At 42.9% G+C, this 25997-nt stretch carries 16 protein-coding genes, 3 tRNA genes, 3 rRNA genes, 1 pseudogene and 1 other annotated feature; of the genes and pseudogenes, 4 read left to right on the top strand and 19 right to left on the bottom strand.

Features of this window, described 5'->3' with window-relative positions:
• The first annotated feature begins 1 nt into the window (after nt 1).
• On the top strand, nt 2-625 hold the full coding sequence (locus tag NST39_RS00115; RefSeq protein WP_044140447.1) for a deoxynucleoside kinase: 624 nt from the start codon (nt 2-4) through the stop codon (nt 623-625).
• Nucleotides 622-1281, top strand: a complete 660-nt coding sequence (locus NST39_RS00110; RefSeq protein ID WP_003218104.1) for a deoxynucleoside kinase — start codon at nt 622-624, stop codon at nt 1279-1281. The genes NST39_RS00115 and NST39_RS00110 overlap by 4 nt, the downstream gene beginning before the upstream one ends.
• Nucleotides 1282-1369: 88 nt before the next feature.
• On the opposite strand, the gene NST39_RS00105 is transcribed toward NST39_RS00110, so the two are convergent.
• The 5 genes and pseudogenes from NST39_RS00105 to pdxS all read right to left on the bottom strand — a co-directional run bounded on the left by NST39_RS00105 (nt 1370) and on the right by pdxS (nt 5614).
• Nucleotides 1370-1462: transfer RNA gene (locus NST39_RS00105), tRNA-Ser, on the bottom strand.
• Nucleotides 1463-1591: 129 nt separating this feature from the next.
• Nucleotides 1592-1927 (bottom strand): annotated as a pseudogene (locus tag NST39_RS19925) (methyl-accepting chemotaxis protein); the annotation flags it as partial.
• Between the two features lie 597 nt (nt 1928-2524).
• Nucleotides 2525-3799 (bottom strand): serine--tRNA ligase, encoded by a 1275-nt coding sequence (gene serS, locus NST39_RS00095; RefSeq protein WP_044140449.1) that lies wholly within the window; start codon nt 3797-3799, stop codon nt 2525-2527.
• A gap of 49 nt (nt 3800-3848) precedes the next feature.
• Nucleotides 3849-4065 (bottom strand) — a binding site (T-box leader).
• Nucleotides 4066-4118: 53 nt separating this feature from the next.
• The gene (pdxT, locus tag NST39_RS00090) at nt 4119-4709 is read right to left on the bottom strand and encodes a pyridoxal 5'-phosphate synthase glutaminase subunit PdxT (RefSeq protein ID WP_341026455.1); all 591 of its coding nucleotides are present in this window, start codon (nt 4707-4709) and stop codon (nt 4119-4121) included.
• A 20-nt stretch (nt 4710-4729) separates the two neighbouring features.
• Nucleotides 4730-5614 (bottom strand): pyridoxal 5'-phosphate synthase lyase subunit PdxS, encoded by an 885-nt coding sequence (pdxS, locus tag NST39_RS00085; protein WP_341026453.1) that lies wholly within the window; start codon nt 5612-5614, stop codon nt 4730-4732.
• 245 nt (nt 5615-5859) lie between these two features.
• Here pdxS and pdxR point away from each other — a divergent pair, with 245 nt between their 5' ends.
• Nucleotides 5860-7338 carry a MocR-like pyridoxine biosynthesis transcription factor PdxR gene (pdxR, locus tag NST39_RS00080; RefSeq protein ID WP_106067748.1) on the top strand — a complete coding sequence of 493 codons (1479 nt, stop codon included), beginning with the start codon at nt 5860-5862 and terminating at the stop codon, nt 7336-7338.
• 38 nt (nt 7339-7376) lie between these two features.
• Here pdxR and NST39_RS00075 read toward each other — a convergent pair whose 3' ends face one another.
• Nucleotides 7377-8702: a D-alanyl-D-alanine carboxypeptidase family protein gene (locus tag NST39_RS00075; protein ID WP_044140453.1), complete on the bottom strand. Its 1326-nt coding sequence runs from the start codon at nt 8700-8702 to the stop codon at nt 7377-7379.
• 160 nt (nt 8703-8862) lie between these two features.
• Entirely contained in the window at nt 8863-10329 is a 1467-nt protein-coding gene (gene guaB / locus NST39_RS00070) for an IMP dehydrogenase (protein ID WP_003218109.1), read from the bottom strand.
• A gap of 121 nt (nt 10330-10450) precedes the next feature.
• Here guaB and NST39_RS00065 point away from each other — a divergent pair, with 121 nt between their 5' ends.
• Nucleotides 10451-11389 (top strand): YaaC family protein, encoded by a 939-nt coding sequence (locus NST39_RS00065; protein WP_044140454.1) that lies wholly within the window; start codon nt 10451-10453, stop codon nt 11387-11389.
• A gap of 41 nt (nt 11390-11430) precedes the next feature.
• Here NST39_RS00065 and rrf read toward each other — a convergent pair.
• From rrf to dnaA, 12 genes are all read right to left on the bottom strand, one after another.
• A 5S ribosomal RNA gene (gene rrf, locus NST39_RS00060) occupies nt 11431-11546 on the bottom strand.
• Between the two features lie 61 nt (nt 11547-11607).
• A 23S ribosomal RNA gene (locus NST39_RS00055) occupies nt 11608-14538 on the bottom strand.
• A gap of 98 nt (nt 14539-14636) precedes the next feature.
• Nucleotides 14637-14712, bottom strand: a tRNA-Ala gene (locus tag NST39_RS00050).
• 14 nt (nt 14713-14726) lie between these two features.
• Nucleotides 14727-14803, bottom strand: a tRNA-Ile gene (locus NST39_RS00045).
• Nucleotides 14804-14898: 95 nt separating this feature from the next.
• Nucleotides 14899-16447: ribosomal RNA gene (locus tag NST39_RS00040) — 16S ribosomal RNA — on the bottom strand.
• Together the 16S, 23S and 5S rRNA genes with 2 tRNA genes alongside form the textbook arrangement of a ribosomal RNA operon.
• A gap of 412 nt (nt 16448-16859) precedes the next feature.
• Complete coding sequence (gene gyrA, locus NST39_RS00035; RefSeq protein WP_341026452.1) at nt 16860-19361, bottom strand: DNA gyrase subunit A; 2502 nt, start codon at nt 19359-19361, stop codon at nt 16860-16862.
• Between the two features lie 230 nt (nt 19362-19591).
• Nucleotides 19592-21508 (bottom strand): DNA topoisomerase (ATP-hydrolyzing) subunit B, encoded by a 1917-nt coding sequence (gene gyrB / locus NST39_RS00030; RefSeq protein ID WP_044139139.1) that lies wholly within the window; start codon nt 21506-21508, stop codon nt 19592-19594.
• A 57-nt stretch (nt 21509-21565) separates the two neighbouring features.
• Nucleotides 21566-21811 carry an extracellular matrix regulator RemB gene (remB, locus tag NST39_RS00025; RefSeq protein ID WP_041815080.1) on the bottom strand — a complete coding sequence of 82 codons (246 nt, stop codon included), beginning with the start codon at nt 21809-21811 and terminating at the stop codon, nt 21566-21568.
• 17 nt (nt 21812-21828) lie between these two features.
• Nucleotides 21829-22941: a DNA replication/repair protein RecF gene (gene recF / locus NST39_RS00020; protein WP_044139026.1), complete on the bottom strand. Its 1113-nt coding sequence runs from the start codon at nt 22939-22941 to the stop codon at nt 21829-21831.
• 16 nt (nt 22942-22957) lie between these two features.
• Nucleotides 22958-23173, bottom strand: coding sequence for a S4 domain-containing protein YaaA (gene yaaA / locus NST39_RS00015; RefSeq protein WP_003215257.1), 216 nt, complete (start codon nt 23171-23173; stop codon nt 22958-22960).
• A 150-nt stretch (nt 23174-23323) separates the two neighbouring features.
• Nucleotides 23324-24460, bottom strand: coding sequence for a DNA polymerase III subunit beta (gene dnaN / locus NST39_RS00010; protein ID WP_044139028.1), 1137 nt, complete (start codon nt 24458-24460; stop codon nt 23324-23326).
• A 196-nt stretch (nt 24461-24656) separates the two neighbouring features.
• Complete coding sequence (gene dnaA, locus NST39_RS00005) at nt 24657-25997, bottom strand: chromosomal replication initiator protein DnaA (protein WP_268485398.1); 1341 nt, start codon at nt 25995-25997, stop codon at nt 24657-24659.

Raw genomic sequence — 25997 nt, 5'->3', positions numbered from 1 at the left:
TATGTATCCTGCCCCTTTTATTGCAGTGGAAGGCCCAATTGGAGCCGGAAAAACAACTTTGGCTACAATGCTTGCGAAGGAATTTCAATTTCCTTTAGTAAAAGAGATTGTAGAAGAAAATCCATTCTTAGATAAATTTTATGAAGATATGGAACAATGGAGCTTTCAGCTTGAGATGTTCTTTTTATGCAATCGGTTCAAACAATTAGAATCTATTCAAGAAAACTATGTGAATCAACAGCAGCCGATTGTCACTGATTATCATGTCTATAAAAATATGATATTTGCAGAAAGAACATTATCAAAAAAGCACATGGACAAATACAGAAAGATCTATCACCTGCTAACAGATGATCTTCCTAAACCAAATGCCATCATCTATATAAAAGCCAGCCTTCCTACCTTACTTGAAAGAATACAGATGAGAGGACGCTCTTTTGAAGAAGACATTGACCCGGCTTATTTAAAAACACTCATTGAAGATTATGAGCTGGCCATTGAGCATTTAAAACAGACTGACCCAGGGCTTCCTATCATTACAATTGAAGGAGATCATACAGACTTCGTTTCCTCACAGCAAGATTACCAGCAAATTGTACAGAACATAAAGGAGCAAGTGCTATGAACAATATCGAAATACCAAAGGATGCAGTGATCACAATCGCCGGGACTGTTGGTGTCGGAAAATCAACTATGACTAAAACAATAGCGGACAAGCTTGGCTTTCAAACCTCTCTTGAAAAAGTAGATGATAACCCATACTTAGAGCCCTTTTATTCAGATTTCCAAAGATGGAGCTTCCATTTACAGGTCTATTTCCTAGCTGAGCGTTTTAAGGAGCAAAAACGGATTTTTGAATCTGGTGGAGGATATGTGCAAGATCGTTCAATTTATGAGGACACAGGCATTTTCGCAAAAATGCATGCGGACAAAGGTACGATGTCTGAAGTAGATTATGAAACGTATACGAGTCTATTCGAGGCGATGGTGATGACACCTTACTTCCCTCACCCTGATGTTCTCATCTATTTACACGGGGATTTAGATCATATTTTACATCGTATTGAGGAACGCGGCAGAGAGATGGAAACTCAAACGGATCGAGCCTATTGGGAAGAAATGTACACGCGATACACGGAATGGATCGAACAATTCGATTTATGTCCAGTGATTAAAATTAACATTGAAGATTATGACTTACTTCATGATGAAAGCTCACTTGATCCCATTCTTCATGAAATAGCTTCTGTTATTCAAAAAAATCGCTCTAAAACAAAATAAAAAAACCGCTGCATTTCGCGAATGCAGCGGTTTGACAATTCCAATTTTTATGCTTGCGTTTCAATTCAACTAAGGTAAAAAATCAATATGGCGGAGGAAGAGGGATTCGAACCCCCGCGGGCTTTGACACCCCTGTCGGTTTTCAAGACCGATCCCTTCAGCCGGACTTGGGTATTCCTCCGTATCGACAAGAATTAATATACCATATCGTTTTATTTCAAGTCAACATCTTTTCGAAAAAAATTTCAATAAGTTATTTTGGTATGAGAATCTGCCCATAAAAAAGCAGCCATCGACGGCTGCTCTTGATCTATTTTGTATCCTGTCTAATCTCTTCAATAAAATGATTCATCTCTTCTTTAAACTCATTTAATGATTCAATAATTTTCGTAAAGTCTGTCACTTGTTTTGCTTGTTCATTTGTTGAACTGCTGATTTGTGAGATGTTTTCAGACAAAGTGCCAATGCTGTCTTGGATCTCTTTTAAGAAGGTATTAATGGTTTCAGCCGCTTCCTTTGATCCATCTGATAATTTACGAACTTCATCAGCCACGACAGCAAACCCTTTTCCATTCTCTCCTGCTCTTGCTGCTTCAATTGCAGCATTTAGCCCTAGCAAGTTGGTTTGTCTAGCAATCCCGCCAATGGTTTTGACGACTTCTTCAATATTTGCAGATTTCTCTTCCGCTCTTCCTGCCTGTTCGCTTATTTCTAAACTTGTGGCAGCCAGCTCTTGTGAATGCGCAGCAATTTGCTCAATTCCACTTTGAAGTTCTTTCGCTACATCATTGATATGCTCCATATAACCGCTTAATTTCTTTTCACGATGATGTGAAAAAGCCACTAAAAAAGAGCCAATTACTTTTCTATTTTCATCAAAAATCGGGTAACCTTTTACTGCAATTTCATAACCATATAAAGACTCTGGTAAATGACCGTCATATTCTTGTCCTCTTAATGTCGTCGCCACGTTTTGGTCTTCTGGGTTCAATGGGTCCCCAACCTTCATGCCAAAATCTATTGTTTTAGACGGATAGTAACAAAGCACCTTCTCTGTATCAGTGATGCCGAAAAGGATACTTTCATCTAGAACTTTTCTAATTAATTGAGCCATTTCAACATAATAGTCAAGCCTATTCAAGGTTATTCCTTCTTTCCTAGAAGCTTTTAGTATTTCTATCGGCTAAATTTAGGAAAACTGTAGGACTTTTGGTAAAAAGAAAAAAGATGCCATAGCGGCATCTTATTTCATTACTTCTTTATTTCCCATATAAGGACGCAGTACTTCAGGAATGATCACAGTGCCGTCCTCTTGTTGATAGTTTTCTAAAATGGCCGCCACGGTTCTTCCTACTGCTAAACCAGATCCATTTAATGTGTGCACATGCTCTGGCTTGGCTTTAGGCTCTGGACGGAATCGAATGTTTGCACGTCTTGCTTGGAATGCTTCAAAGTTACTGCAAGAAGAAATTTCACGATACGTATCTTGGCTCGGAATCCATACTTCGATATCGTATTTTTTCGCAGCCGTGAATCCTAAATCTCCCGTACACATGCTCATGACACGGTATGGCAGGTTTAATAGCTGTAGGACTTTTTCTGCTTGATTTGTTAGTTTCTCTAATTCTTCATAAGAATCTTCAGGTCTAACAAATTTCACAAGCTCTACCTTATTAAATTGATGCTGACGGATAAGTCCGCGTGTATCTCTGCCGGCAGATCCAGCCTCTGATCTAAAGCAAGCACTGAATGCTGCATAATTGATTGGCAGCTGTTCACCTTCAAGGATTTCGTCACGGTGCATGTTGGTGATTGGCACTTCAGCCGTTGGAATGAGGAAGTAATCTTCTTCTCGAATTTTAAAGGCATCCTCTTCGAACTTTGGAAGCTGACCAGTTCCTGTCATGCTTGCTCTGTTAACCATATAAGGTGGAATCACTTCAGTAAAACCAAACTCATCCACATGTAAATCGAGCATGAAGTTATACAGTGCGCGCTCTAAGCGTGCGCCAAGCCCTTTATAAAAAACGAAACGGCTTCCTGTCACTTTTCCTGCACGTTCAAAATCTAGAATATCTAACTCATCCGCTACGTCCCAATGTGGCTTTGGCTCAAATGAGAATGCCGGCTGTTCGCCCCATTTTCTCACTTCCACGTTGTCATCTTCTGTTTCCCCAACGGGTACAGTGTCATGAGGGATATTCGGAATAGAGAATAGAATATGCTGCAAGCTTTCTTCTACTGTTCTTAGCTCATCATCCAGCTTCTTAATCTCATCTCCTACCTCACGCATTTCTTGAATAATGTGATCGGCGTCTTTCTTTTCTCTTTTTAGAACAGCCACTTGCTGTGATACTTCATTTCTTCGGCTCTTTAATTCTTCTGTTTTTCCGATTAATTCTCTTCTTTTTTGATCCAGCTCACCAAACTTATCAAAATCTGCTAAATCTTCGCCTCGGTGTGCTAATTTTTCTTTGATTTGATCAAAGTCCGTGCGCAGTTGTTTAATATCCAGCATGTGTAACACTCCTTTTTTTATCGAAAAATAAAAAGAGCCCTCATCCCATGAAAGGGACGAGAGCTCTCGCGTTGCCACCCTGATTGAAAACATGCAGAAGCATGCTTTCCTCTTTCCTCTGTAACGGTATCACCGTAAATGCTTACTTCTCGTGTTTCAGCATTTCGCTCAAGGATGGATTCAGACTGCATCTTTCACCGATTCGCACCAACCATCGGCTCTCTGAGAAAGAGGGGCTTCTTACTATTTCCCGTCAACGCTTTTTCGATCTTTGATTGTGATTTTAATGTACTATAAGTTTTATCTCTTTTCAACCGTTTTATACAGCGAGCTTCGTTTTATAGGACTTCACCATTTCAACAAACAGTTGTGTTAACCGGTGATCGTCTGTCAGCTCTGGATGAAAAGAACAGCCTAAGATATTGTTTTCCTTCGCCATCACAATCCTGCCATCATATTCAGCCATGATGTCTACACTCTCATCTGCGCTGATGATATGAGGCGCACGGATGAACACTCCTGTAAACGGCGCATTCAGTCCTTTTACTTCTAAATCTGCTTCAAAGCTGTCTACCTGTCTGCCAAATGAATTCCGTGCAACAGATACATTTAACAGTCCAAGATGAGCATCGTCTCGATCTTCTATATGCTTTGCCAGCATAATCAAACCGGCACAAGTCCCGAAAATCGGTTTCCCTTCTGCAGCGAACGCTTTGATCGGTTCAATAAATTGGTACGTATCCATGAGTCTTCTCATCGTCGTGCTTTCTCCACCAGGGATAATAAGACCGTCAACAGATGCTAGCTCTTCTGCTCGTTTGATGATCTTCCCTTCTGCAGCGCAAGCTTCAATCGATTGAATATGCTCTCTCACGGCTCCTTGAAGCCCTAGTACACCAATTGTTAGCATGTTCGTTTGCGCTCCCTTAATTACCAGCCACGCTCTTGCATACGCTCTTCTGGCAGTAGATTTGAGATTTCAATTCCTTTCATGGCTGTTCCAAGCTCTTTTGAAAGCTCTGCAATGAGACGGTAATCTGTGAAGTGAGTCGTTGCTTCAACAATCGCTTTTGCAAATTTCGCTGGATTGTCTGATTTAAAAATACCAGATCCAACAAATACACCGTCTGCTCCAAGCTGCATCATTAACGCAGCATCTGCTGGTGTCGCAACGCCTCCCGCTGCAAAGTTAACAACTGGGAGCTTGCCGTCTTTTTTGATTTGAAGCAATAAATCATACGGTGCTCCCAGGTTCTTCGCTTCTGTCATCAGTTCATCTTCATTCATTGATGCTACTTTACGAATCTGAGCATTGACCTTTCTCATATGACGGACAGCTTCTACAATGTTGCCTGTCCCAGGCTCCCCTTTTGTGCGAAGCATAGAAGCGCCTTCTGCGATACGGCGGGTTGCTTCACCTAAGTCACGGCAACCACAGACAAAAGGTACTGTGTATTCATTTTTATTTAAATGGAATTCCTCATCTGCGGGCGTCAGCACTTCACTCTCATCGATATAATCAACACCAAGTGCTTCAAGAACACGAGCCTCGACGATATGGCCGATACGTGCTTTTGCCATGACTGGAATCGTTACTGCATTTTGTACTTCCTCTACGATTCTTGGGTCTGCCATACGGGCAACACCACCGGCTGCACGGATATCAGCTGGTACGCGTTCTAGTGCCATAACTGCCACCGCACCTGCTTCTTCTGCGATCTTTGCCTGTTCAGCATTCACGACATCCATAATGACGCCACCCTTTTGCATTTCTGCCATTCCACGTTTCACTCGTTCAGTTCCCTTATTGCTCACAATAGTTTCCTCCCATTTGTCAATTCGATTGATTTACCCCTTTATCATACAAGTGAGACAGTATAACAATAAAGAGAATAGTATAACAATTCAATCCGCCGAAAAAATAGCTTAAACCCTTGTATATAAACGATTACCTGCTAAAAATATGTCATTCTTTCTTTGAGGTGTCATTTACATGCTATAATGTAACTATAACAATTCAAATTCATGTATAACAATTTTGCACTCAATGGAGGTTTCTCATGCATATTGATATCCATCGACATTCTGATACATCGCTTTCAAATCAGATTTACTTTTCAATCATTGATCATATCCAATCGGGTTTGCTTCAGCAGGGAGATAAGCTGCCAACTGTACGTGATTTAGCAAAGCAGCTGAATGTGAGTCTTGTCACGGCAGCAAAGGCATACACTCGGCTGAAGGACGACGGATATTTAACGACTGTGCAAGGAAAAGGAACGTTTGTGGATGAGTTGCAAAAGCAGTCAGAGATTCCGGTTCCGTCATCTACCTCTTTTGATTGGCAGTTATCCATTCCGGATTATTTACCACGGTCTCAATTTGCTCAGTATCACTATGTCGAAGAAGCGATCAACCTTTCTTCCTCTATGATCGATCCAGGGCTTTTGCCAAACCGTTATTTAGAAAAAGAAATGCAGCATGTCCTAGCGAGACATCCTCAAATCATGTCAAAGTATGGGGAAATTCAAGGGGATCTTCAGCTTCGGCAGGTCATTCAGTCTTTTTTAGAAAAGCTAGATGTGCCTTCTACTCCTGAGAATATCCTTGTAACTAGTGGTTCTCAGCAAGGGCTTGATCTGGTCGCACGTGCGTTTATCGGTCCTGATGATGTAGTTGTCATGGAAGCACCGACCTATCCAGGCGCCATTGATGTCTTTATGGGGAGAGGGGCAAGAATTATTACAGTCCCGGTTGATCATGAAGGAATGAACATGAAGCAGCTTCAAAGCATTTGTGATAAATATAAACCAAAGCTCATCTACACGATTCCTACTTTTCACAGTCCAACAGGCGCCAGTATGTCAATGAAACGCAGAAAACAACTTCTCTTACTGGCTCAAAGTATTGATTGTCTTATTGTAGAGGATGATCCTTATCGTGAGCTTTATTTCGAAAAGAAGCCGCCAGCACCTATCAAAAGTCTGGATCATGATGGACACGTCATTTATTTACGAGGTTTAAGTAAAACACTTGCTCCAGGATGCAGAATTGGGATTATTACTGCTTCAGGCTCGATATTTAATCGTTTATTAGCTGCAAAGGCCAATAATGATTTAGGCAGCCCTCTTCTCACACAAAAAGCCATTCTGCCATTTCTGACTTCAAAGAAAATGATTGATCATACGAAAAAGTTGAGAACCGCCTTGATGGTGAGACGTGATTTAATGATAAATGTATTAACGAAGCATGCACCAAAAGATGTGACATGGCAAATTCCTCAGGGTGGGCTCAATTTGTGGCTTAGCTTTCCTTCCTGGGTCGATACACGTGCACTTCTGCATGAGGCACGTAAGCAGCAAATCACCTTTCTGCCTGGCTCTGTGTGCTATCCTGGAGAGCCGAAGCAAAACTATATCCGCCTCAGCTTTTCTTATGTGAATGAAAAGGCACTGACCGAGGGAGTGGAAAAGTTATGTGGTATTTTTCAGCAAGCCTTGTCCACTCCTCAAAATCACAAACAATCGCTTTTCTTTTAATAAAAAAACTGCTCTCATGCATAGAGAGCAGTTTTTTATTAGAACCAACCTTTAACTGTGTCAACGATTCCGCCCCAAATGCCAGCGAAGAATCCACCTACACTACGCATTGCAAGGATGAACCAGTTTGCTTTTTCATCGCCTGTTTTCGTTATAAGCTCAACACCTGATTGATCTTTATTCAAATAGCCGTAGTCCTTCTCATCACCTGAATAAGAAGTCGTCAGCATGCCAACCTTCGTTCCTTTTTTAATAGGAGCTTCTAGTTTCGTTTTCTCGATATTTACTTTTGCTTTAAAGCTCTTTTCGTCGCCATTTTTTACTGGCACAGAGAAAGCTTCTTTCGTAACGACAGGTACTTCTTTGTCTTTACCTTTGTCGACTTCGATGTTTTCATGTCCTTTGATCTGTTGACCTTTTTTGTACATTTCTTTCATCGTGAAGTTTTTAAACGCATAATCGAACAGTTTTTTCGCCACGTCAAAACGTGCTGTATGAAGATTACCTTTTGCATTCAAGATCACTGCGATGACACGCATGTCACCTTGTTTAGCGGTACCTGTGAAGCTAGAACCAGCTGAATCTGTAGAACCTGTTTTCAGACCGTCTACACCTTTATATTCCTTCACAAGTCCTTTAAGCATGAAGTTCCAGTTAGGCATGTCCATTTCATCGTCTGTGCCTTCTCTGAACTTTGTTTTCGCAATACTTGATGTTTCAAGAATTTCCGGGTGGTCTTTGATGAGATGCTGTGCAAGCAATGCCATATCTTTCGCAGATACTTCACTTTCTTCATCAGGACCTGTACCTTTTGGCTGTTTGCCATGTAAGTCTTTATTTTCTAGTCCAGTTGCATTCACGAATTTGTAGTTTGTTAAACCTAATTCTTTCGCTTTTGCGTTCATTTTTTCAACGAACTTCGATTCTGATCCAGCAATCACTTCTGCTAAGCCAATTGCTGCTGCATTTGCGGAATAAATAGCCGTTGCTTGATAAAGTTCTTTCACTGTATACGAGCCATCTTTTCTCAAAGGAACGTTTGATAAACTGCGGTCCTGAGAAATTTCGTATACATAATCATCTGGCGTATACGTTTGATCCCATTTCACTTTGCCTTCAGCAATCGCCTCTAGTAATAGATACTCTGTCATCATCTTTGCCATACTTGCAATAGGCAGTCTTTGCTCTGCGTTTTTACTATAAAGAATCTTACCTGTAGAAGCTTCAATTAGGATCGCTGCTTTCGCATTCACATTGAATGGATCTTCAGCTGCTTTTGCTTTGGACATTGGTGTAAATGCTGTCACAATCAATGCCAGTGCAAGGATAGAGACCATAAGCTGTTTCAATATCTTGCTGTTCAATCGTCATACCTCCGTTATCATCTTTTTTCGACATATTTCATATATATTTAATCCACAAGGGCTTATTTCAACACAACAGTATAAATTTTATCACAATAAAGACAAAAAAAATAGACAGAGTCATAGACCCTGTCAAATGTAATTTGATTGTCACAATTTATCAAGAAATTGTGTAGTTAGGTGATTCTTTTGTAATTTGTACATCATGTGGATGACTCTCACGAAGTCCTGCACCAGTCATGCGAATGAACTGTGCATCTTCTCTAAGTGAGCGTAAGTCCTGCGTTCCACAATAGCCCATACCAGAACGGATACCGCCAACGAGTTGATACACTGTATCAACGACTGGTCCTTTGTATGGTGTACGGCCTTCAATACCTTCTGGAACGAATTTTTTATTATCTTCTTGGAAGTAACGATCTTTACTTCCTTTTTCCATTGCAGCGACTGAACCCATACCGCGATAAACTTTGAAGCGTCTACCTTGGAAAATTTCTGTGTCCCCTGGGCTTTCAGATGTACCAGCTAGAAGGCTTCCAAGCATTACAGCATGTCCACCAGATGCTAGAGCTTTTACGATATCACCTGAATATTTAATTCCACCATCTGCAATAATAGCTTTACCATGTTTTCTTGCTTCTGTTGCACAGTCATAGATCGCTGTGATTTGTGGTACACCAACACCTGCAACAACACGTGTTGTACAAATAGATCCTGGTCCGATACCGACTTTCACAATATCTGCTCCTGCTTCAAACAATGCTTTTGTTGCTTCGGCTGTTGCAACATTACCAGCAATGATATTAAGAGAAGGATACGTTTCACGGATTTTCGATACAGTGTTTAGAACACCTTGTGAATGACCATGAGCAGTATCAATGACAACGACATCCACATTGGCTTCGACTAATTTTCTCACACGAGTCATTGTATCGCCAGTGACACCAACAGCGGCACCAACAATTAAACGGCCATGTGCATCTTTAGAGGAGTTAGGGAATTCGATCACTTTTTCAATATCTTTGATGGTGATGAGACCTTTTAACGTTCCTTCGTCATCTAAAAGAGGTAATTTTTCAATTTTATATTGCTGTAGAATTTTTTCAGCTTCTTCTAACGTCGTACCTACTGAAGCTGTCACAAGTTCCTCTTTTGTCATCACATCGCTAATCTTCATTGAATAATCCGAAATAAAACGAAGGTCACGGTTCGTAATAATACCAACAAGCTTTTGATCTTCAATGTTATTTACAATCGGTACACCTGAAATACGGTACTTACCCATTAGGTGCTCTGCATCAAATACTTGATGCTCAGGTGTTAAGAAGAATGGATTTGTAATAACGCCGCGCTCTGAACGTTTTACTTTATCCACTTGTTCTGCTTGTTGCTCTATAGACATGTTCTTATGAATGATACCAAGACCACCTTGACGTGCCATTGCAATCGCCATTTGTGATTCAGTCACCGTGTCCATTCCTGCACTGATAATTGGAATGTTTAGTTTTAATGTGCTTGTTAACTCAACTGATAAATCGACATCTCGCGGAAGTACTTCAGACTTAGCTGGAACAAGCAAAACATCGTCAAACGTCAAACCTTCTTTTGAAAATTTACTTTCCCACATTAGTAAATCCCCCTCTTTTCGGCAAAATATTATATGTAGATTATCAACTAGCAAACAGCATGTCAAGGAAGCAACAAACAGTTGCAATTTTTAGAAAATATAAAGAGAGTTGAGGAAGAAGATGAAAAGTTCAGGATGGAAGGATTTAAAACGTTTTTACTCACTTGAAACTTCCCAAAAGTTTCTATATCAACAATATGAGAAACGGAACATTCAAGATGCAAACCAGCAAGCCTATAAAAACTGTGAACGGTTTATTTATTTTTTAAAGCATGGCCATACGTTCTACGAACAGGCAGCTATCGCCCCACTAGAACTGAAACCCATTTTATTATTTTATGGAATGGCTCAGTTGCTAAAGGCATGTTTACTGACTGTTGATCCTCACTATCCTTCTCAAACCTCTGTTTTGGCCCATGGCGTAACATCGAGAAAGAGAAAGAAGCAGCACTACCGTTTTAGTGAAGATGAAGTAAAAATTCAGCGAAATGGACTATGCATGCATGTGTTAAAGCATTTATTTCATTTAAATGGCCTTGAAGATGAGCGATTTACGATGATTCATCTCCTTTCAAAGATACCTGAAATGAGTCATATTTTGGAGTTTCAAAAGCAGCCCTCGACATTAGTTAAAGTGGAAAAGGCCAATGGGATGATGATTCAAGATCATATTCCATTGCTTTATAACATGTCTGCTGAACGTTTTATTGAATACTTTGAGTTTCATACAAGTTGGAAACTCAAACAGAGAGAAGCCAAAAAGCTGACGTTTGATGTATCTCTAGAAGAAAACCCAGCGCTCGCTACTCATCTTCATTATGATTTAGAAATGGATCAATGGTATATTCCGTCAACGCGTGATTCATTTTTAGGGATTCCTGAAATTATCAGCCATTACTTATTAATGTATAATCTCAGTATGATTGCCCGCTACGAAACTGAATGGTGGTACGAGCTGCTGTCTCAATACATTAGTGATGATTATGTCATGATTGAGCGCTACATGGAGATTGCCGAAGAGAAGTTCCCAGCTTATATCATGATGCTGTTAGAAGAATAAACAAAAAAGACCAGTTCCAAATGGAACTGATCCTTAGAAAATCTTGGCGGCGTCCTACTCTCACAGGGGGAGACCCCCAACTACCATCGGCGCTGAAGAGCTTAACTTCCGTGTTCGGTATGGGAACGGGTGTGACCTCTTCGCTATCGCCACCAAACCTGATGGAGAGAATGTTCTCTCAAAACTAGATAACAATGTTCAAGCTTCACATTAGAATATAGGTTAAGTCCTCGATCTATTAGTATCTGTCAGCTCCACGTGTCACCACGCTTCCACCTCAGACCTATCAACCTGATCATCTTTCAGGGATCTTACTTCCTTGCGGAATGGGAAATCTCATCTTGAGGGGGGCTTCATGCTTAGATGCTTTCAGCACTTATCCCGTCCGCACATAGCTACCCAGCGATGCCCTTGGCAGAACAACTGGTACACCAGCGGTGCGTCCATCCCGGTCCTCTCGTACTAAGGACAGCTCCTCTCAAATTTCCTGCGCCCGCGACGGATAGGGACCGAACTGTCTCACGACGTTCTGAACCCAGCTCGCGTACCGCTTTAATGGGCGAACAGCCCAACCCTTGGGACCGACTACAGCCCCAGGATGCGATGAGCCGACATCGAGGTGCCAAACCTCCCCGTCGATGTGGACTCTTGGGGGAGATAAGCCTGTTATCCCCGGGGTAGCTTTTATCCGTTGAGCGATGGCCCTTCCATGCGGAACCACCGGATCACTAAGCCCGACTTTCGTCCCTGCTCGACTTGTAGGTCTCGCAGTCAAGCTCCCTTGTGCCTTTACACTCTGCGAATGATTTCCAACCATTCTGAGGGAACCTTTGGGCGCCTCCGTTACATTTTAGGAGGCGACCGCCCCAGTCAAACTGCCCACCTGACACTGTCTCCCTGCCCGATAAGGGCAGCGGGTTAGAAGGTCAATACAGCCAGGGTAGTATCCCACCGATGCCTCCACCGAAGCTAGCGCTCCGGTTTCCAAGGCTCCTACCTATCCTGTACAAGCTGTACCAACATTCAATATCAGGCTGCAGTAAAGCTCCACGGGGTCTTTCCGTCCTGTCGCGGGTAACCTGCATCTTCACAGGTACTATAATTTCACCGAGTCTCTCGTTGAGACAGTGCCCAGATCGTTGCGCCTTTCGTGCGGGTCGGAACTTACCCGACAAGGAATTTCGCTACCTTAGGACCGTTATAGTTACGGCCGCCGTTTACTGGGGCTTCAATTCGCACCTTCGCTTACGCTAAGCGCTCCTCTTAACCTTCCAGCACCGGGCAGGCGTCAGCCCCTATACTTCGCCTTACGGCTTCGCAGAGACCTGTGTTTTTGCTAAACAGTCGCCTGGGCCTATTCACTGCGGCTTCTCGGGGCTTTAACACCCTAAGAAGCACCCCTTCTCCCGAAGTTACGGGGTCATTTTGCCGAGTTCCTTAACGAGAGTTCTCTCGATCACCTTAGGATTCTCTCCTCGCCTACCTGTGTCGGTTTGCGGTACGGGCACCTCTCACCTCGCTAGAGGCTTTTCTTGGCAGTGTGGAATCAGGAACTTCGCTACTAAATTTCGCTCGCCATCACAGCTCAGCCTTTACGGGAAACGGATTTGCCTATTTCCCAGCCTAACTGCTTGGACGCGGATATCCAATACCGCGCTTACCCTATCCTCCTGCGTCCCCCCATTGCTCAAATGGTGAGGAGGTGGTACAGGAATATCAACCTGTTGTCCATCGCCTACGCCTTTCGGCCTCGGCTTAGGTCCCGACTAACCCTGAGCGGACGAGCCTTCCTCAGGAAACCTTAGGCATTCGGTGGACGGGATTCTCACCCGTCTTTCGCTACTCATACCGGCATTCTCACTTCTAAGCGCTCCACCAGTCCTTCCGGTCTGACTTCACAGCACTTAGAACGCTCTCCTACCACTGTTCGTAAGAACAGTCCGCAGCTTCGGTGATACGTTTAGCCCCGGTACATTTTCGGCGCAGAGTCACTCGACCAGTGAGCTATTACGCACTCTTTAAATGGTGGCTGCTTCTAAGCCAACATCCTGGTTGTCTAAGCAACTCCACATCCTTTTCCACTTAACGTATACTTTGGGACCTTAGCTGGCGGTCTGGGCTGTTTCCCTTTCGACTACGGATCTTATCACTCGCAGTCTGACTCCCAAGGATAAGTCATCGGCATTCGGAGTTTGACTGAATTCGGTAACCCGGTAGGGGCCCCTAGTCCAATCAGTGCTCTACCTCCGAGACTCTTACCTTGAGGCTAGCCCTAAAGCTATTTCGGAGAGAACCAGCTATCTCCAGGTTCGATTGGCATTTCACCCCTACCCACACCTCATCCCCGCACTTTTCAACGTGCGTGGGTTCGGGCCTCCATTCAGTGTTACCTGAACTTCACCCTGGACATGGGTAGATCACCTGGTTTCGGGTCTACGACCACGTACTCATGCGCCCTATTCAGACTCGCTTTCGCTGCGGCTCCGCATCTTCTGCTTAACCTTGCACGGGATCGTAACTCGCCGGTTCATTCTACAAAAGGCACGCCATCACCCTTTAACGGGCTCTGACTACTTGTAGGCACACGGTTTCAGGATCTATTTCACTCCCCTTCCGGGGTGCTTTTCACCTTTCCCTCACGGTACTGGTTCACTATCGGTCACTAGGGAGTATTTAGCCTTGGGAGATGGTCCTCCCGGATTCCGACGGAATTTCACGTGTTCCGCCGTACTCAGGATCCACTCTGGAGAGAACAACATTTCAGTTACAGGGCTGTTACCTTCTTTGGCGGGCCTTTCCAGACCTCTTCGCTTATATCGTTCCTTTGTAACTCCGTATAGAGTGTCCTACAACCCCAAGAGGCAAGCCTCTTGGTTTGGGCTGTTCCCGTTTCGCTCGCCGCTACTCAGGGAATCGCATTTGCTTTCTCTTCCTCCGGGTACTTAGATGTTTCAGTTCCCCGGGTATGCCTTCTCATACTCTATGTATTCAAGTATGGATACTACTCCATTACGAGCAGTGGGTTTCCCCATTCGGAAATCTCCGGATCAAAGCTTGCTTACAGCTCCCCGAAGCATATCGGTGTTCGTCCCGTCCTTCATCGGCTCCTAGTGCCAAGGCATCCACCGTGCGCCCTTTCTAACTTAACCATTTCTTACTTTAGAAAGAATCACTATGTGTGATGAACTTTGCATTGCATTCAATGTGAATGTATTACTTATTGTTATCTAGTTTTCAAAGAACACGTTGGTGGAGCCTAGCGGGATCGAACCGCTGACCTCCTGCGTGCAAGGCAGGCGCTCTCCCAGCTGAGCTAAGGCCCCGATTTAATAGAAGATGGTGGGCCTGAGTGGACTCGAACCACCGACCTCACGCTTATCAGGCGTGCGCTCTAACCAGCTGAGCTACAGGCCCATCTTTCATATCGAAGATATGATGTTGTAGGATCTTTTGCAAGTTCCTTCAAAACTAAACAAGACGAAAACGCACACTGCTCCATATATCCTTAGAAAGGAGGTGATCCAGCCGCACCTTCCGATACGGCTACCTTGTTACGACTTCACCCCAATCATCTGCCCCACCTTCGGCGGCTGGCTCCATAAAGGTTACCTCACCGACTTCGGGTGTTGCAAACTCTCGTGGTGTGACGGGCGGTGTGTACAAGGCCCGGGAACGTATTCACCGCGGCATGCTGATCCGCGATTACTAGCGATTCCAGCTTCACGCAGTCGAGTTGCAGACTGCGATCCGAACTGAGAACAGATTTATGGGATTGGCTAAACCTTGCGGTCTCGCAGCCCTTTGTTCTGTCCATTGTAGCACGTGTGTAGCCCAGGTCATAAGGGGCATGATGATTTGACGTCATCCCCACCTTCCTCCGGTTTGTCACCGGCAGTCACCTTAGAGTGCCCAACTAAATGCTGGCAACTAAGATCAAGGGTTGCGCTCGTTGCGGGACTTAACCCAACATCTCACGACACGAGCTGACGACAACCATGCACCACCTGTCACTCTGTCCCCGAAGGGAAAGCCCTATCTCTAGGGTTGTCAGAGGATGTCAAGACCTGGTAAGGTTCTTCGCGTTGCTTCGAATTAAACCACATGCTCCACCGCTTGTGCGGGCCCCCGTCAATTCCTTTGAGTTTCAGTCTTGCGACCGTACTCCCCAGGCGGAGTGCTTAATGCGTTAGCTGCAGCACTAAGGGGCGGAAACCCCCTAACACTTAGCACTCATCGTTTACGGCGTGGACTACCAGGGTATCTAATCCTGTTCGCTCCCCACGCTTTCGCTCCTCAGCGTCAGTTACAGACCAGAGAGTCGCCTTCGCCACTGGTGTTCCTCCACATCTCTACGCATTTCACCGCTACACGTGGAATTCCACTCTCCTCTTCTGCACTCAAGTTTCCCAGTTTCCAATGACCCTCCCCGGTTGAGCCGGGGGCTTTCACATCAGACTTAAGAAACCGCCTGCGAGCCCTTTACGCCCAATAATTCCGGACAACGCTTGCCACCTACGTATTACCGCGGCTGCTGGCACGTAGTTAGCCGTGGCTTTCTGGTTAGGTACCGTCAAGGTGCGAGCAGTTACTCTCGCACTTGTTCTTCCCTAACAACAGAGCTTTACGATCCGAAAACCTTCATCACTCACGCGGCGTTGCTCCGTCAGACTTTCGTCCATTGCGGAAGATTCCCTACTGCTGCCTCCCGTAGGAGTCTGGGCCGTGTCTCAGTCCCAGTGTGGCCGATCACCCTCTCAGGTCGGCTACGCATCGTCGCCTTGGTGAGCCATTACCCCACCAACTAGCTAATGCGCCGCGGGTCCATCTGTAAGTGACAGCCGAAACCGTCTTTCATCCTTGAACCATGCGGTTCAAGGAACTATCCGGTATTAGCTCCGGTTTCCCGGAGTTATCCCAGTCTTACAGGCAGGTTACCCACGTGTTACTCACCCGTCCGCCGCTAACATCCGGGAGCAAGCTCCCTTCTGTTCGCTCGACTTGCATGTATTAGGCACGCCGCCAGCGTTCGTCCTGAGCCAGGATCAAACTCTCCGAGGTATGCAGGATGCATATCACACATGCGTTGCTACACGATGTAGCGAACTTAGCATGTGATCATTTCCTGCCTCGTCAGCGTTTGACTGACTACCTATGATGTTTCATAGGATTTTTTTATAAAAACTCGAATTAACAGGTACGTTTTGTCTTGTTTAGTTTTCAAAGAACTTGTGTGTCACTCTCTTAAAGCGACCACTTAAATATATCATATATCTCTATCAACAGTCAACATTTTTCTTAAAAAACATTTTGTTTTTCTAAGAAGTTTTTACTGGGGAATGAGATAAAAAAATAGAGCCTCTTTTTGCTCCTTTGAAAGATTAACACATATCTATGAAAAAAGCATTATAAATTTCAAAAAAAGTGATGTTTTTTCAAAAAAAATAAAGCCGGTGAAGAACCGGCTTTATTTTTACTCAGATTGCTCTTGATCTGATTCTATATTTTCTACGTTCTCTTCATTATCTTCATCGTCTTCTTGTGATTGTTCAACTAATGCCACTGTTGCGACATGTTCCTCATCACCAAGACGGATTAGGCGGACACCTTGAGTGACACGGCCTGTTGTCGAAATGTCTGAAACGGCCATACGAATGATGACACCGCTCCCTGTAATAATCATCAAGTCTTCTTCAGCTTCAGCATTGGTCGCCTTCACTGTGATAAGCGGACCATTGTTGTCAGTGATCTTGCATGTTTTAAGACCTTTACCGCCTCGAGTTTGAACACGATATTCTTTTTCAGGCGTTAATTTACCATAACCTCTTTCAGTTACGATCAATACGTTTGCATCTGGCTCAAGGATTTCCATTCCAACGACGATGTCATCCTCAGAAAGTGTGATCCCTTTGACACCAGCTGCCGTACGTCCCATTTCACGAACATCTGTCTCGGCGAAACGAATCAGCATCCCCTTTTTCGTCCCAATGATGATTTGTTTTTCTCCATTGGTTAAACGAACGGCCATCAGTTCATCTTCGTCACGCAGGCTCAGAGCAATAAGACCATTGTTTCGAATGTTTGCAAACTGAGACAATGTTGTTCGTTTCGATACACCGTGTCTTGTTGTAAAGAAGAGGTACGAATCTTCATCAAATTCGCTTACTGGGATAATGGCGTTAATCCACTCTCCTTTTTCTACTTCAAGAAGGTTAATAATCGGAATCCCTTTCGCTGTCCGTCCGAATTCAGGAATCTCATACCCTTTCGCACGATAGACCTTCCCTTTATTGGAGAAGAAGAGGATCGTATCGTGGGTCGATGTTGAGATCAGTTGTTCAACGAAATCATCCTCGTTGGTCCCCATTCCTTGGACACCTTTACCGCCTCTTTTTTGACTGCGGTATGTTGATGCAGGGAGACGCTTGATATAACCATTATGCGTCAGCGTAATCACGATGTTCTCAACAGGAATCAAATCTTCGTCTTCAATTGTTTCAATACCCGCTGTCACAATTTCAGTTCGACGCGTATCATTGAAGCGTTCTTTGATTTCTATTAATTCTTCTCTAATGATTTCAAGTACTTTCTCATTGTCTGCTAAAATGGCTTTTAATTCAGCAATCAAATCAACAAGTCCTTTATATTCATCCTCTATCTTTTCTCGTTCTAGACCAGTCAAACGCTGAAGTCGCATATCAAGAATGGCCTGTGCCTGTTTTTCAGACAAGCTATAGTTTTCCATCAAACCATTTCTTGCAATTTCTGCAGTTTGAGAGCCTCTAATTAAAGCAATGACTTCATCTAAGTGATCAAGTGCAATTCTCAGGCCTTCTAAAATGTGTGCTCTTGCTTCTGCTTTACGCAGCTCATACGCTGTTCTTCTGCGAATGATCACTTTTTGATGCTCTAGATAATACTCAAGACATTGTTTGAGGGACAAGACTTTCGGCTGTCCATCAACAAGTGCTAATAAGTTGATACCAAAAGACGTTTGAAGTGTCGTTTGTTTATAAAGATTGTTTAATAGAACATGAACGTTTGCATCTCTACGCAGTTCAATGACAATACGCATACCATTACGATCTGATTCATCGCGCAAATCTGTAATGCCATCAATCTTTTTATCACGCACAAGATCAGCAATTTTTTCAATTAAACGGGCTTTGTTGACTTGGTAAGGGATCTCATTGATAACAATGCGCTGTTTACCACTAGATGTTTCCTCAATATCCGATTTTGCTCTTAATGTGATAGAGCCGCGCCCTGTCTCATACGCTTTCCGAATACCACTTCGACCAATGATTTGACCTGCTGTTGGGAAATCTGGGCCTGGGATGATATCCATAAGTTCCTGTGTGGTCATTTCAGGGTTTTGACTGATAGCCAATACCCCATCAATCACTTCACCTAATTGGTGTGGCGGAATATTGGTCGCCATTCCTACAGCAATTCCTGCCGATCCGTTGACCAATAAGTTCGGGAATCTTGCAGGCATCACCATTGGCTCTCTTTCACTGCCGTCATAGTTATCTTGATAATCAATGGTATCCTTAGTGATATCACGGAGGATTTCCATAGAAATCTTCGATAGACGCGCCTCGGTATAACGCATCGCCGCTGCTCCGTCTCCATCGACTGAACCAAAGTTTCCATGACCATCTACTAACATATAACGATAGTTGAAGTCTTGCGCCATACGAACCATCGCTTCGTATACAGCGCTGTCACCGTGAGGGTGATACTTACCGATAACTTCCCCGACGATACGTGCAGATTTCTTAAATGGTTTATCACTTGTCATACCTAGGTCATTCATCGCATACAAAATTCTTCGATGCACGGGCTTTAATCCGTCACGCACATCTGGTAATGCACGCGACACAATCACACTCATTGCATAATCTAAAAAGGACGTACGCATTTCATGGCTGATATTCACTTCGCGTACATTTGGTGTATGTTGTTCACTCACTATAAGAACCTCCCTTTACGTATCACATGAAATAAATTATGTGGGAGTAAAATATGTATTTATCTTCACAAGACTATTCTTCATTATATCAATAATCTCTGCTTTATACACATTAATTTACTAGAAAATCAACGAAACATAGAAAACCAGGACATTCGTTTCACAGGCCTAAATCTTGAAAAACAACCTTATTCCAAACAAGAAATAAGGTTGTTCTCAAGGGGACCTATCTAAATATCAAGATTTTTCACGTATTGTGCATTTTCTTCGATAAAGTTTCGTCTCGGTTCTACTTTATCTCCCATCAACATTTCAAATGTTTCATCAGCATCAATCGCATCCTCAAGCGTCACTTGAAGAAGTGTTCTCGCATCAGGATCCATTGTTGTTTCCCAAAGCTGAGTTGCGTTCATTTCTCCAAGACCTTTATAGCGCTGAAGTCCAGGTTTTGGTGTTTGAGGCAATGTCTTTAGCAGCTCATCTAGCTGTTTATCGTTATACACATACTCAACACGTTTACCTTGCTGCACTTTAAATAAAGGTGGCTGCGCAATATACACATAACCGTTTTCAATGATTTCACGCATGTAGCGATAGAAGAACGTTAAGAGCAGCGTGCGAATATGGGCACCATCGACATCCGCATCCGTCATGATCACAACTTTGTGATAGCGAGCTTTCTCTAAAGTGAAGTCTTCACCGATTCCAGTTCCTAACGCTGTAATCATAGAACGAACTTCGTTGTTCGATAGAATTTTATCTAGTCGCGCTTTTTCAACGTTTAAGATCTTCCCTCTTAACGGTAAGATCGCTTGGAAGTGACGATCACGGCCTTGCTTAGCAGATCCGCCCGCTGAATCTCCCTCTACGATATAAAGTTCAGAGATGGAAGGGTCTTTAGAAGAACAGTCCGCCAGTTTCCCTGGTAAGCTGGAGACTTCCAGTGCACTTTTACGTCTTGTCAGCTCACGTGCCTTTTTGGCAGCCATTCTTGCACGAGCTGCCATCACGCCTTTCTCCACAATTTTCTTTGCAGCATCAGGGTTCTCTAAGAGGAATTTCTCAAGTGCTTCAGAGAAAAGGGAGTCGGTAATGGTTCTTGCTTCTGAGTTCCCAAGCTTTGTCTTCGTTTGTCCTTCGAATTGAGGATTTGGATGTTTGATGGAGATAATGGCTGTTAAGCCTTCTCGCACATCTTCACCGCTCAAATTCGAGTCTCCATCTTTGAATACGCCATTTTTACGAGCATAATCATTGATGACACGCGTCAGCCCTGTTTTAAAGCCTGCTTCGTGTGTTCCGCCTTCATACGTGTTGATATTGTTGGCGAAGGAATAGATGTTGCTTGTATAGGAATCGTTATATTGTAATGCCACTTCAACCGTGATTCCATCTTTTTCACCTTCAATGTAAACGGGTTCTTCATGAACGACTTCTTTTGAGCGATTTAAATGTTCTACATAGCTCTTAATACCGCCTTCATAGCAGTATTCATTTCGTCGTTCTTTCCCCTCACGTAAATCTTCAATAACGATGTTGACACCTTTTGTTAAGAAAGCTAACTCACGTACACGGTTTGCAAGTGTGTCGTAATCAAATTCAATGGTTTCAGTAAAAATTTCTGTATCTGGCACAAAATGAGTGGTTGTCCCTGTAACATCTGTTTCACCAATGATCTCTAAATCTCCAACTGGAACACCGCGTTTGAATTGTTGATAATGAATTTTTCCATCACGATATACGGTCACGTCTAAGGTCGTAGATAACGCATTAACAACAGATGCCCCTACGCCATGCAGACCGCCAGATACTTTATAACCGCTGCCGTCAAATTTACCGCCAGCGTGAAGAACAGTCATAATAACCTCTACAGCAGGACGTCCCATTTTCTCATGAATCCCAACAGGAATTCCGCGGCCATTATCTTTCACTGTAATGCTATTATCCTTTTCAATTTGCACCGTAATATCTGTGCAATATCCAGCTAAAGCCTCATCAATACTGTTGTCGACAATTTCCCATACAAGATGGTGAAGTCCTTTTGCACTGGTTGACCCAATGTACATTCCTGGACGTTTTCTAACAGCTTCTAGTCCTTCAAGCACCTGTATCTGATTTTCATCATAACTATTATGTTGCTGTTCCATTGCCACGTACATTCACCTACACTTTTCTTAAACGATATATTTATATGAATTGAGCTTTTAGACTTCAATTTCAATCACAAATGAAGCACGTTTTTTGAGCGTGCTTGAGGAAAGAGGAGAGTAATAAACAGATTTAGTTGTGACGACGATGGATTTGGGTGTCCCTTGTGATAACGAAATGATTTGTCCTTCTTGTTTTTGGAGAAACTCTTCTACAACAGAAGACGACCTCATTTTGTAATCAACAATTGCGACAATCTCTCGTGTAGAAACAACACAATCATCACCTAAATGAATATACAAGACCCACACCTCATTTATCAGTCAATTACTTTTCCACTGGCTACTCTGAAAATTTCCGCTTCTTTCAAGGTGGCGTGATCGATGCCTTCAACACTTGTTGTGGTGACGAAGGTCTGTACACGTCCCTGAATGGTATGGAGCAAATGAGACTGTCTGTAATCATCAAGTTCAGATAAAACATCATCGAGTAGAAGAATGGGATATTCTCCAATCTCTTCGTGTATCAAGTCGATTTCTGCCAGCTTTAGTGAAAGAGCTGTTGTTCTTTGCTGCCCTTGAGAGCCATATGTCTGAACATCCCGACCATTCACAAAGAAAAGCAGGTCATCTCTGTGAGGTCCCCACAGCGTCACTCCTCGGTCTATTTCTCTGTCTCTTAGTTTCTGAAACGATTCTTCATAGCTATTCTTTATTTTCGACAAGTCTGACGCTTCTGATACCTCTATCGCCGTGTGGTATTGGAGCGTGAGTGTTTCTAGCTCTCTAGAAATGCCAAAATGCAACGGCTGCGCCCATTTCTCGAGCTGTTTCGTAAAAGTCAGTCGTCTTTTGACAACTTTCGCTGCCGCATCAATCAACTGCTCTGTTAAAACCTCCAGCATCGCTTGATCCTTTTGCTTTCTTGTCTGCAATTGTTTCAAGTAATGATTCCGCTGAGAGAGAATTTTTTGATAGAGCGATAAATCATGCAAGTAGACAGCAGAAACTTGTCCAATCTCCATATCGAGAAATCTTCTGCGGATTTGCGGGCTGCCCTTTACAAGACTTAAGTCCTCTGGTGCAAACATGATGGTGTTTAACGCACCAACATAATGACTGAGCTTCTGTTGTTCAATGTGATTGACCTTGCCCCTTTTCCCTTTTTTTGAAATCACGAGCTGCATAGGGAGTGGACCATTTTTTTTGATGACTCTACCTTCTATTTTAGCATAGTCTTGGTCCCATCGGATAAGTTCTTTATCATTTGACGTACGATGCGACTTTGCCATCGACAATACATAGATCGCTTCCATCAAGTTCGTTTTACCTTGGGCATTCTCACCGATCATGACATTCACCTTGTTGTCGAATTGAAGCTCGGTGTGTTCATAGTTTCGGTATGAAGTTAACGCCAGACTTTGAATGTACATGTATTGTCACCCGTTTCTAATTCACAACTTGAAATGTGCCATAACCTTCTATCTCGACAACATCTCCTGGGTATAGTTTGCGTCCCCGTCTATTATCTGGCTCTTGATTAATGAACACCTCATGTTCACTTAAAAACCATTTCGCCATTCCGCCAGATTGGATGACTTCGGCTAATTTCAAAAATTGCCCTAATGTAATCATTTCTTTCTCAATGGTTATAAGATTAGGCATTGTATCGACCTCTTTCAATATCACTAATATCTAATTGTACTAAAAAACAAGACAAGAAGGAAAGGGGGAAAGCGAACTGGGATGAAAGAAAGCATGGTAAACGAGAAGAAAAGCTGCTGTGCACTTACACAGCAGCTATTTTAGATTGAATTAATATGTTCTGACTGGAAGAATCAACTGCAAGATTGAATCATCATTTGGCGTGCGCAATAGGAACGGTCTCATGGCTCCAGTGAAGCTTACATGAATTTCAGTTCCCTCTAATACTTTTAACGCATCTAGCATATATTTTGGACTGAAGGAGATTTTGAGGTCCTCCCCTTTAATGTCATCTGCTTGAACCGTTTCGACTACTTTACCAATTTCAGGTGAATTAGAAGAAATCTCAAGGCTTTGTTCAGGATCAGCTGACAGCTTTACGACGTTATTGCGCCCTTCTCTTGCCAAAAGTGATGCACGATCAATGGCTTGAAGGAATTCCTTCGTGTTGACCACGACATCCGTTTTACTTTCCTGCGGGATCAGGCGAGCTGTATCTGGATAATTACCATCCAGCAATCTTGAGAAGAACAACACGTTTTGTGCTTTAAAGAGAACTTGCGTTTCTGTAATTACGATGCTCACAAGATCTTGTCCGTCATCAAGGATTCTACTTAACTCTGTTAAACTTTTCCCTGGAATCACGACATTGTATGAGCTTTCCTCGTCAATATCCAACTTTGCTTTTCTTAAAGCAAGACGGTGGCTATCCGTCGCCGTGCATATTAATTCACCTTTTTCTACCCTCCAGTTTACACCTGTCAAGATAGGTCGTGTTTCTGAGGTGGACACTGCAAAAACGGTTTGACGAATTAAGTTTTTAAGCAGGTCTGTCGGAATTTGAAATGCATGATGCTCTTCAATTTGCGGAAGATGCGGATATTCCTCAGCATCTAAGCCGTTTAAGTTAAATTCCGCTGAACCTGAACGGATGATGGTGAGGTGATTTTGTTCTACTTCAATTTCGACAGTAGCCATTGGCAGTTTCTTCACAATTTCACTAAAGAAGCGGGCCTGAAGCACAATACTCCCTGGACGATCAATCGTGATCACTTCTAAATCTCCATCTCTTAGAGAAATAAAGGATTCAATTGAGATATCGGAGTCACTTCCTGTGAGAGAAACCCCCTCATCAGATGCAACAATTTTTATCCCTGTCAAAATAGGTATCGTTGTTCTAGAGGATACGGCCTTTAATACATCTTGGACACTTTCGACAAGACGATCTTTTTGAATCGTGAATTTCATAGTGGTCCTCCTAAATTTTCTTAATGACATGTATATATATTTTATTAATAAAAATCGTAGAAGTAATAGTAGGGCTTGTGAATATGTGGATAAGTCGGTAAAAAGAAAGGAAAGACAGCCTATCCACATGTGGACAGACTGTGTATGACTATGCTCTAGTTATTCACATTTTCCCGTACTTATTATATCAGCTAGGTTATTTCAATTGTTCTTTTATTTCTTTCACATGCTGCTGAAGCTGTTCATCTTCAACGATTAATTTCGAAATCTTCTCATGAGCATGAATGACAGTCGTATGATCACGACCTCCAAATTCTTCTCCTATTTTAGGCAGAGAGGAATCGGTCATTTCTCTAGAGAGATACATGGCAATTTGTCTTGGATAAGCAACTGACTTCGTACGTTTCTTCGCTTTGAAATCCTCTAAACGAATATTAAATTGCTGCCCTACAATTCTTTGAATATCTTTAATTGTAATGATCCTTGGCTTCGACGAAGGAATGATGTCCTTTAGCGCCTCAGCTGCTAGATCCGCATTGATGTCTTTATTAATTAAAGAAGAGTAAGCAACGACACGAATCAAAGCACCCTCCAGTTCACGAATATTGCTGTCGATTTGATTGGCAATATAAAGCATGACTTCATTCGGAATGTCTAAGCCTTCTGCTTTTGCCTTTTTTCGTAAAATTGCAATACGTGTTTCTAAATCTGGCGGGGTAATGTCTGTGATTAAGCCCCATTCGAATCGAGAGCGTAATCTGTCTTCAAGTGTCGGAATTTCTTTCGGCGGCCGATCACTAGAAATGACGATTTGCTTACTTTCTTCGTGAAGTGTGTTGAATGTATGGAAAAACTCTTCTTGTGTTTGTTCTTTTCCTGCTAAAAATTGAATATCATCTATCAAAAGCACATCGACATTCCGATAGCGATTACGGAAATCGACAGCTTTGTTGTCTCGGATTGAGTTGATAAATTCATTTGTAAATTTTTCAGATGATAGATAGACCACTTTGGCTGATGGATTATGGTCGATGACATAATGACCAATCGCATGCATCAAGTGAGTCTTTCCTAAACCAACGCCCCCATAAATAAAGAGCGGATTATATGCTTTTGCTGGTGCTTCCGCAACTGCAAGTGAAGCGGCATGCGCAAATCGGTTGCCTGAACCAATAACAAAAGTATCAAATGTATATTTTGGATTCAGCATATTTTGTGGAATATCGACGGGATCTTCTTTAGACATTTTTTTAATTGGAGACTTTGGCATAGCTTCCCCTTCATCCTGATTTTGAGGAATGATAAATTTAATGCTGAGCTCTTCACCTGTCAGTTCGTAGATGGTATCAGCAATTAAGTGAAGATATCTTGATTCCAGCCAGTCTCTAGCAAATTCATTAGGTGCCGTAATTGTGAGCGTATCACCTTGAAGAGAATGGGCTTTTGTCGATTTCATCCATGTCTCAAAACTGGGTTTGCTCAACTTTGTCTCTATTTTTTGAAGTGCTTTATTCCAGAGATCCAAAATATTTTCCAT

The organism is Bacillus sp. FSL W8-0645 (assembly GCF_038007905.1).
GTDB lineage: Bacteria > Bacillota > Bacilli > Bacillales > Bacillaceae > Bacillus > Bacillus pumilus.
The sequence above is the reverse complement of the archived record's forward strand: the minus strand, read 5'-3'. Positions and strand labels throughout refer to the sequence as shown.

Bases quoted from the DNA above. Each gene is read 5' to 3' on its own strand.
- NST39_RS00110 (WP_003218104.1), top strand. From the start codon at position 622: ATGAACAATATCGAAATACCAAAGGATGCAGTGATCACAATCGCCGGG.
- NST39_RS00115 (WP_044140447.1), top strand. From the start codon at position 2: ATGTATCCTGCCCCTTTTATTGCAGTGGAAGGCCCAATTGGAGCCGGA.
- pdxR (WP_106067748.1), top strand. From the start codon at position 5,860: ATGCATATTGATATCCATCGACATTCTGATACATCGCTTTCAAATCAG.
- serS (WP_044140449.1), bottom strand. From the start codon at position 3,799: ATGCTGGATATTAAACAACTGCGCACGGACTTTGATCAAATCAAAGAA.
- dnaN (WP_044139028.1), bottom strand. From the start codon at position 24,460: ATGAAATTCACGATTCAAAAAGATCGTCTTGTCGAAAGTGTCCAAGAT.
- dnaA (WP_268485398.1), bottom strand. From the start codon at position 25,997: ATGGAAAATATTTTGGATCTCTGGAATAAAGCACTTCAAAAAATAGAG.
- guaB (WP_003218109.1), bottom strand. From the start codon at position 10,329: ATGTGGGAAAGTAAATTTTCAAAAGAAGGTTTGACGTTTGACGATGTT.
- NST39_RS00065 (WP_044140454.1), top strand. From the start codon at position 10,451: ATGAAAAGTTCAGGATGGAAGGATTTAAAACGTTTTTACTCACTTGAA.
- pdxT (WP_341026455.1), bottom strand. From the start codon at position 4,709: ATGCTAACAATTGGTGTACTAGGGCTTCAAGGAGCCGTGAGAGAGCAT.
- gyrB (WP_044139139.1), bottom strand. From the start codon at position 21,508: ATGGAACAGCAACATAATAGTTATGATGAAAATCAGATACAGGTGCTT.
- recF (WP_044139026.1), bottom strand. From the start codon at position 22,941: ATGTACATTCAAAGTCTGGCGTTAACTTCATACCGAAACTATGAACAC.
- yaaA (WP_003215257.1), bottom strand. From the start codon at position 23,173: ATGCCTAATCTTATAACCATTGAGAAAGAAATGATTACATTAGGGCAA.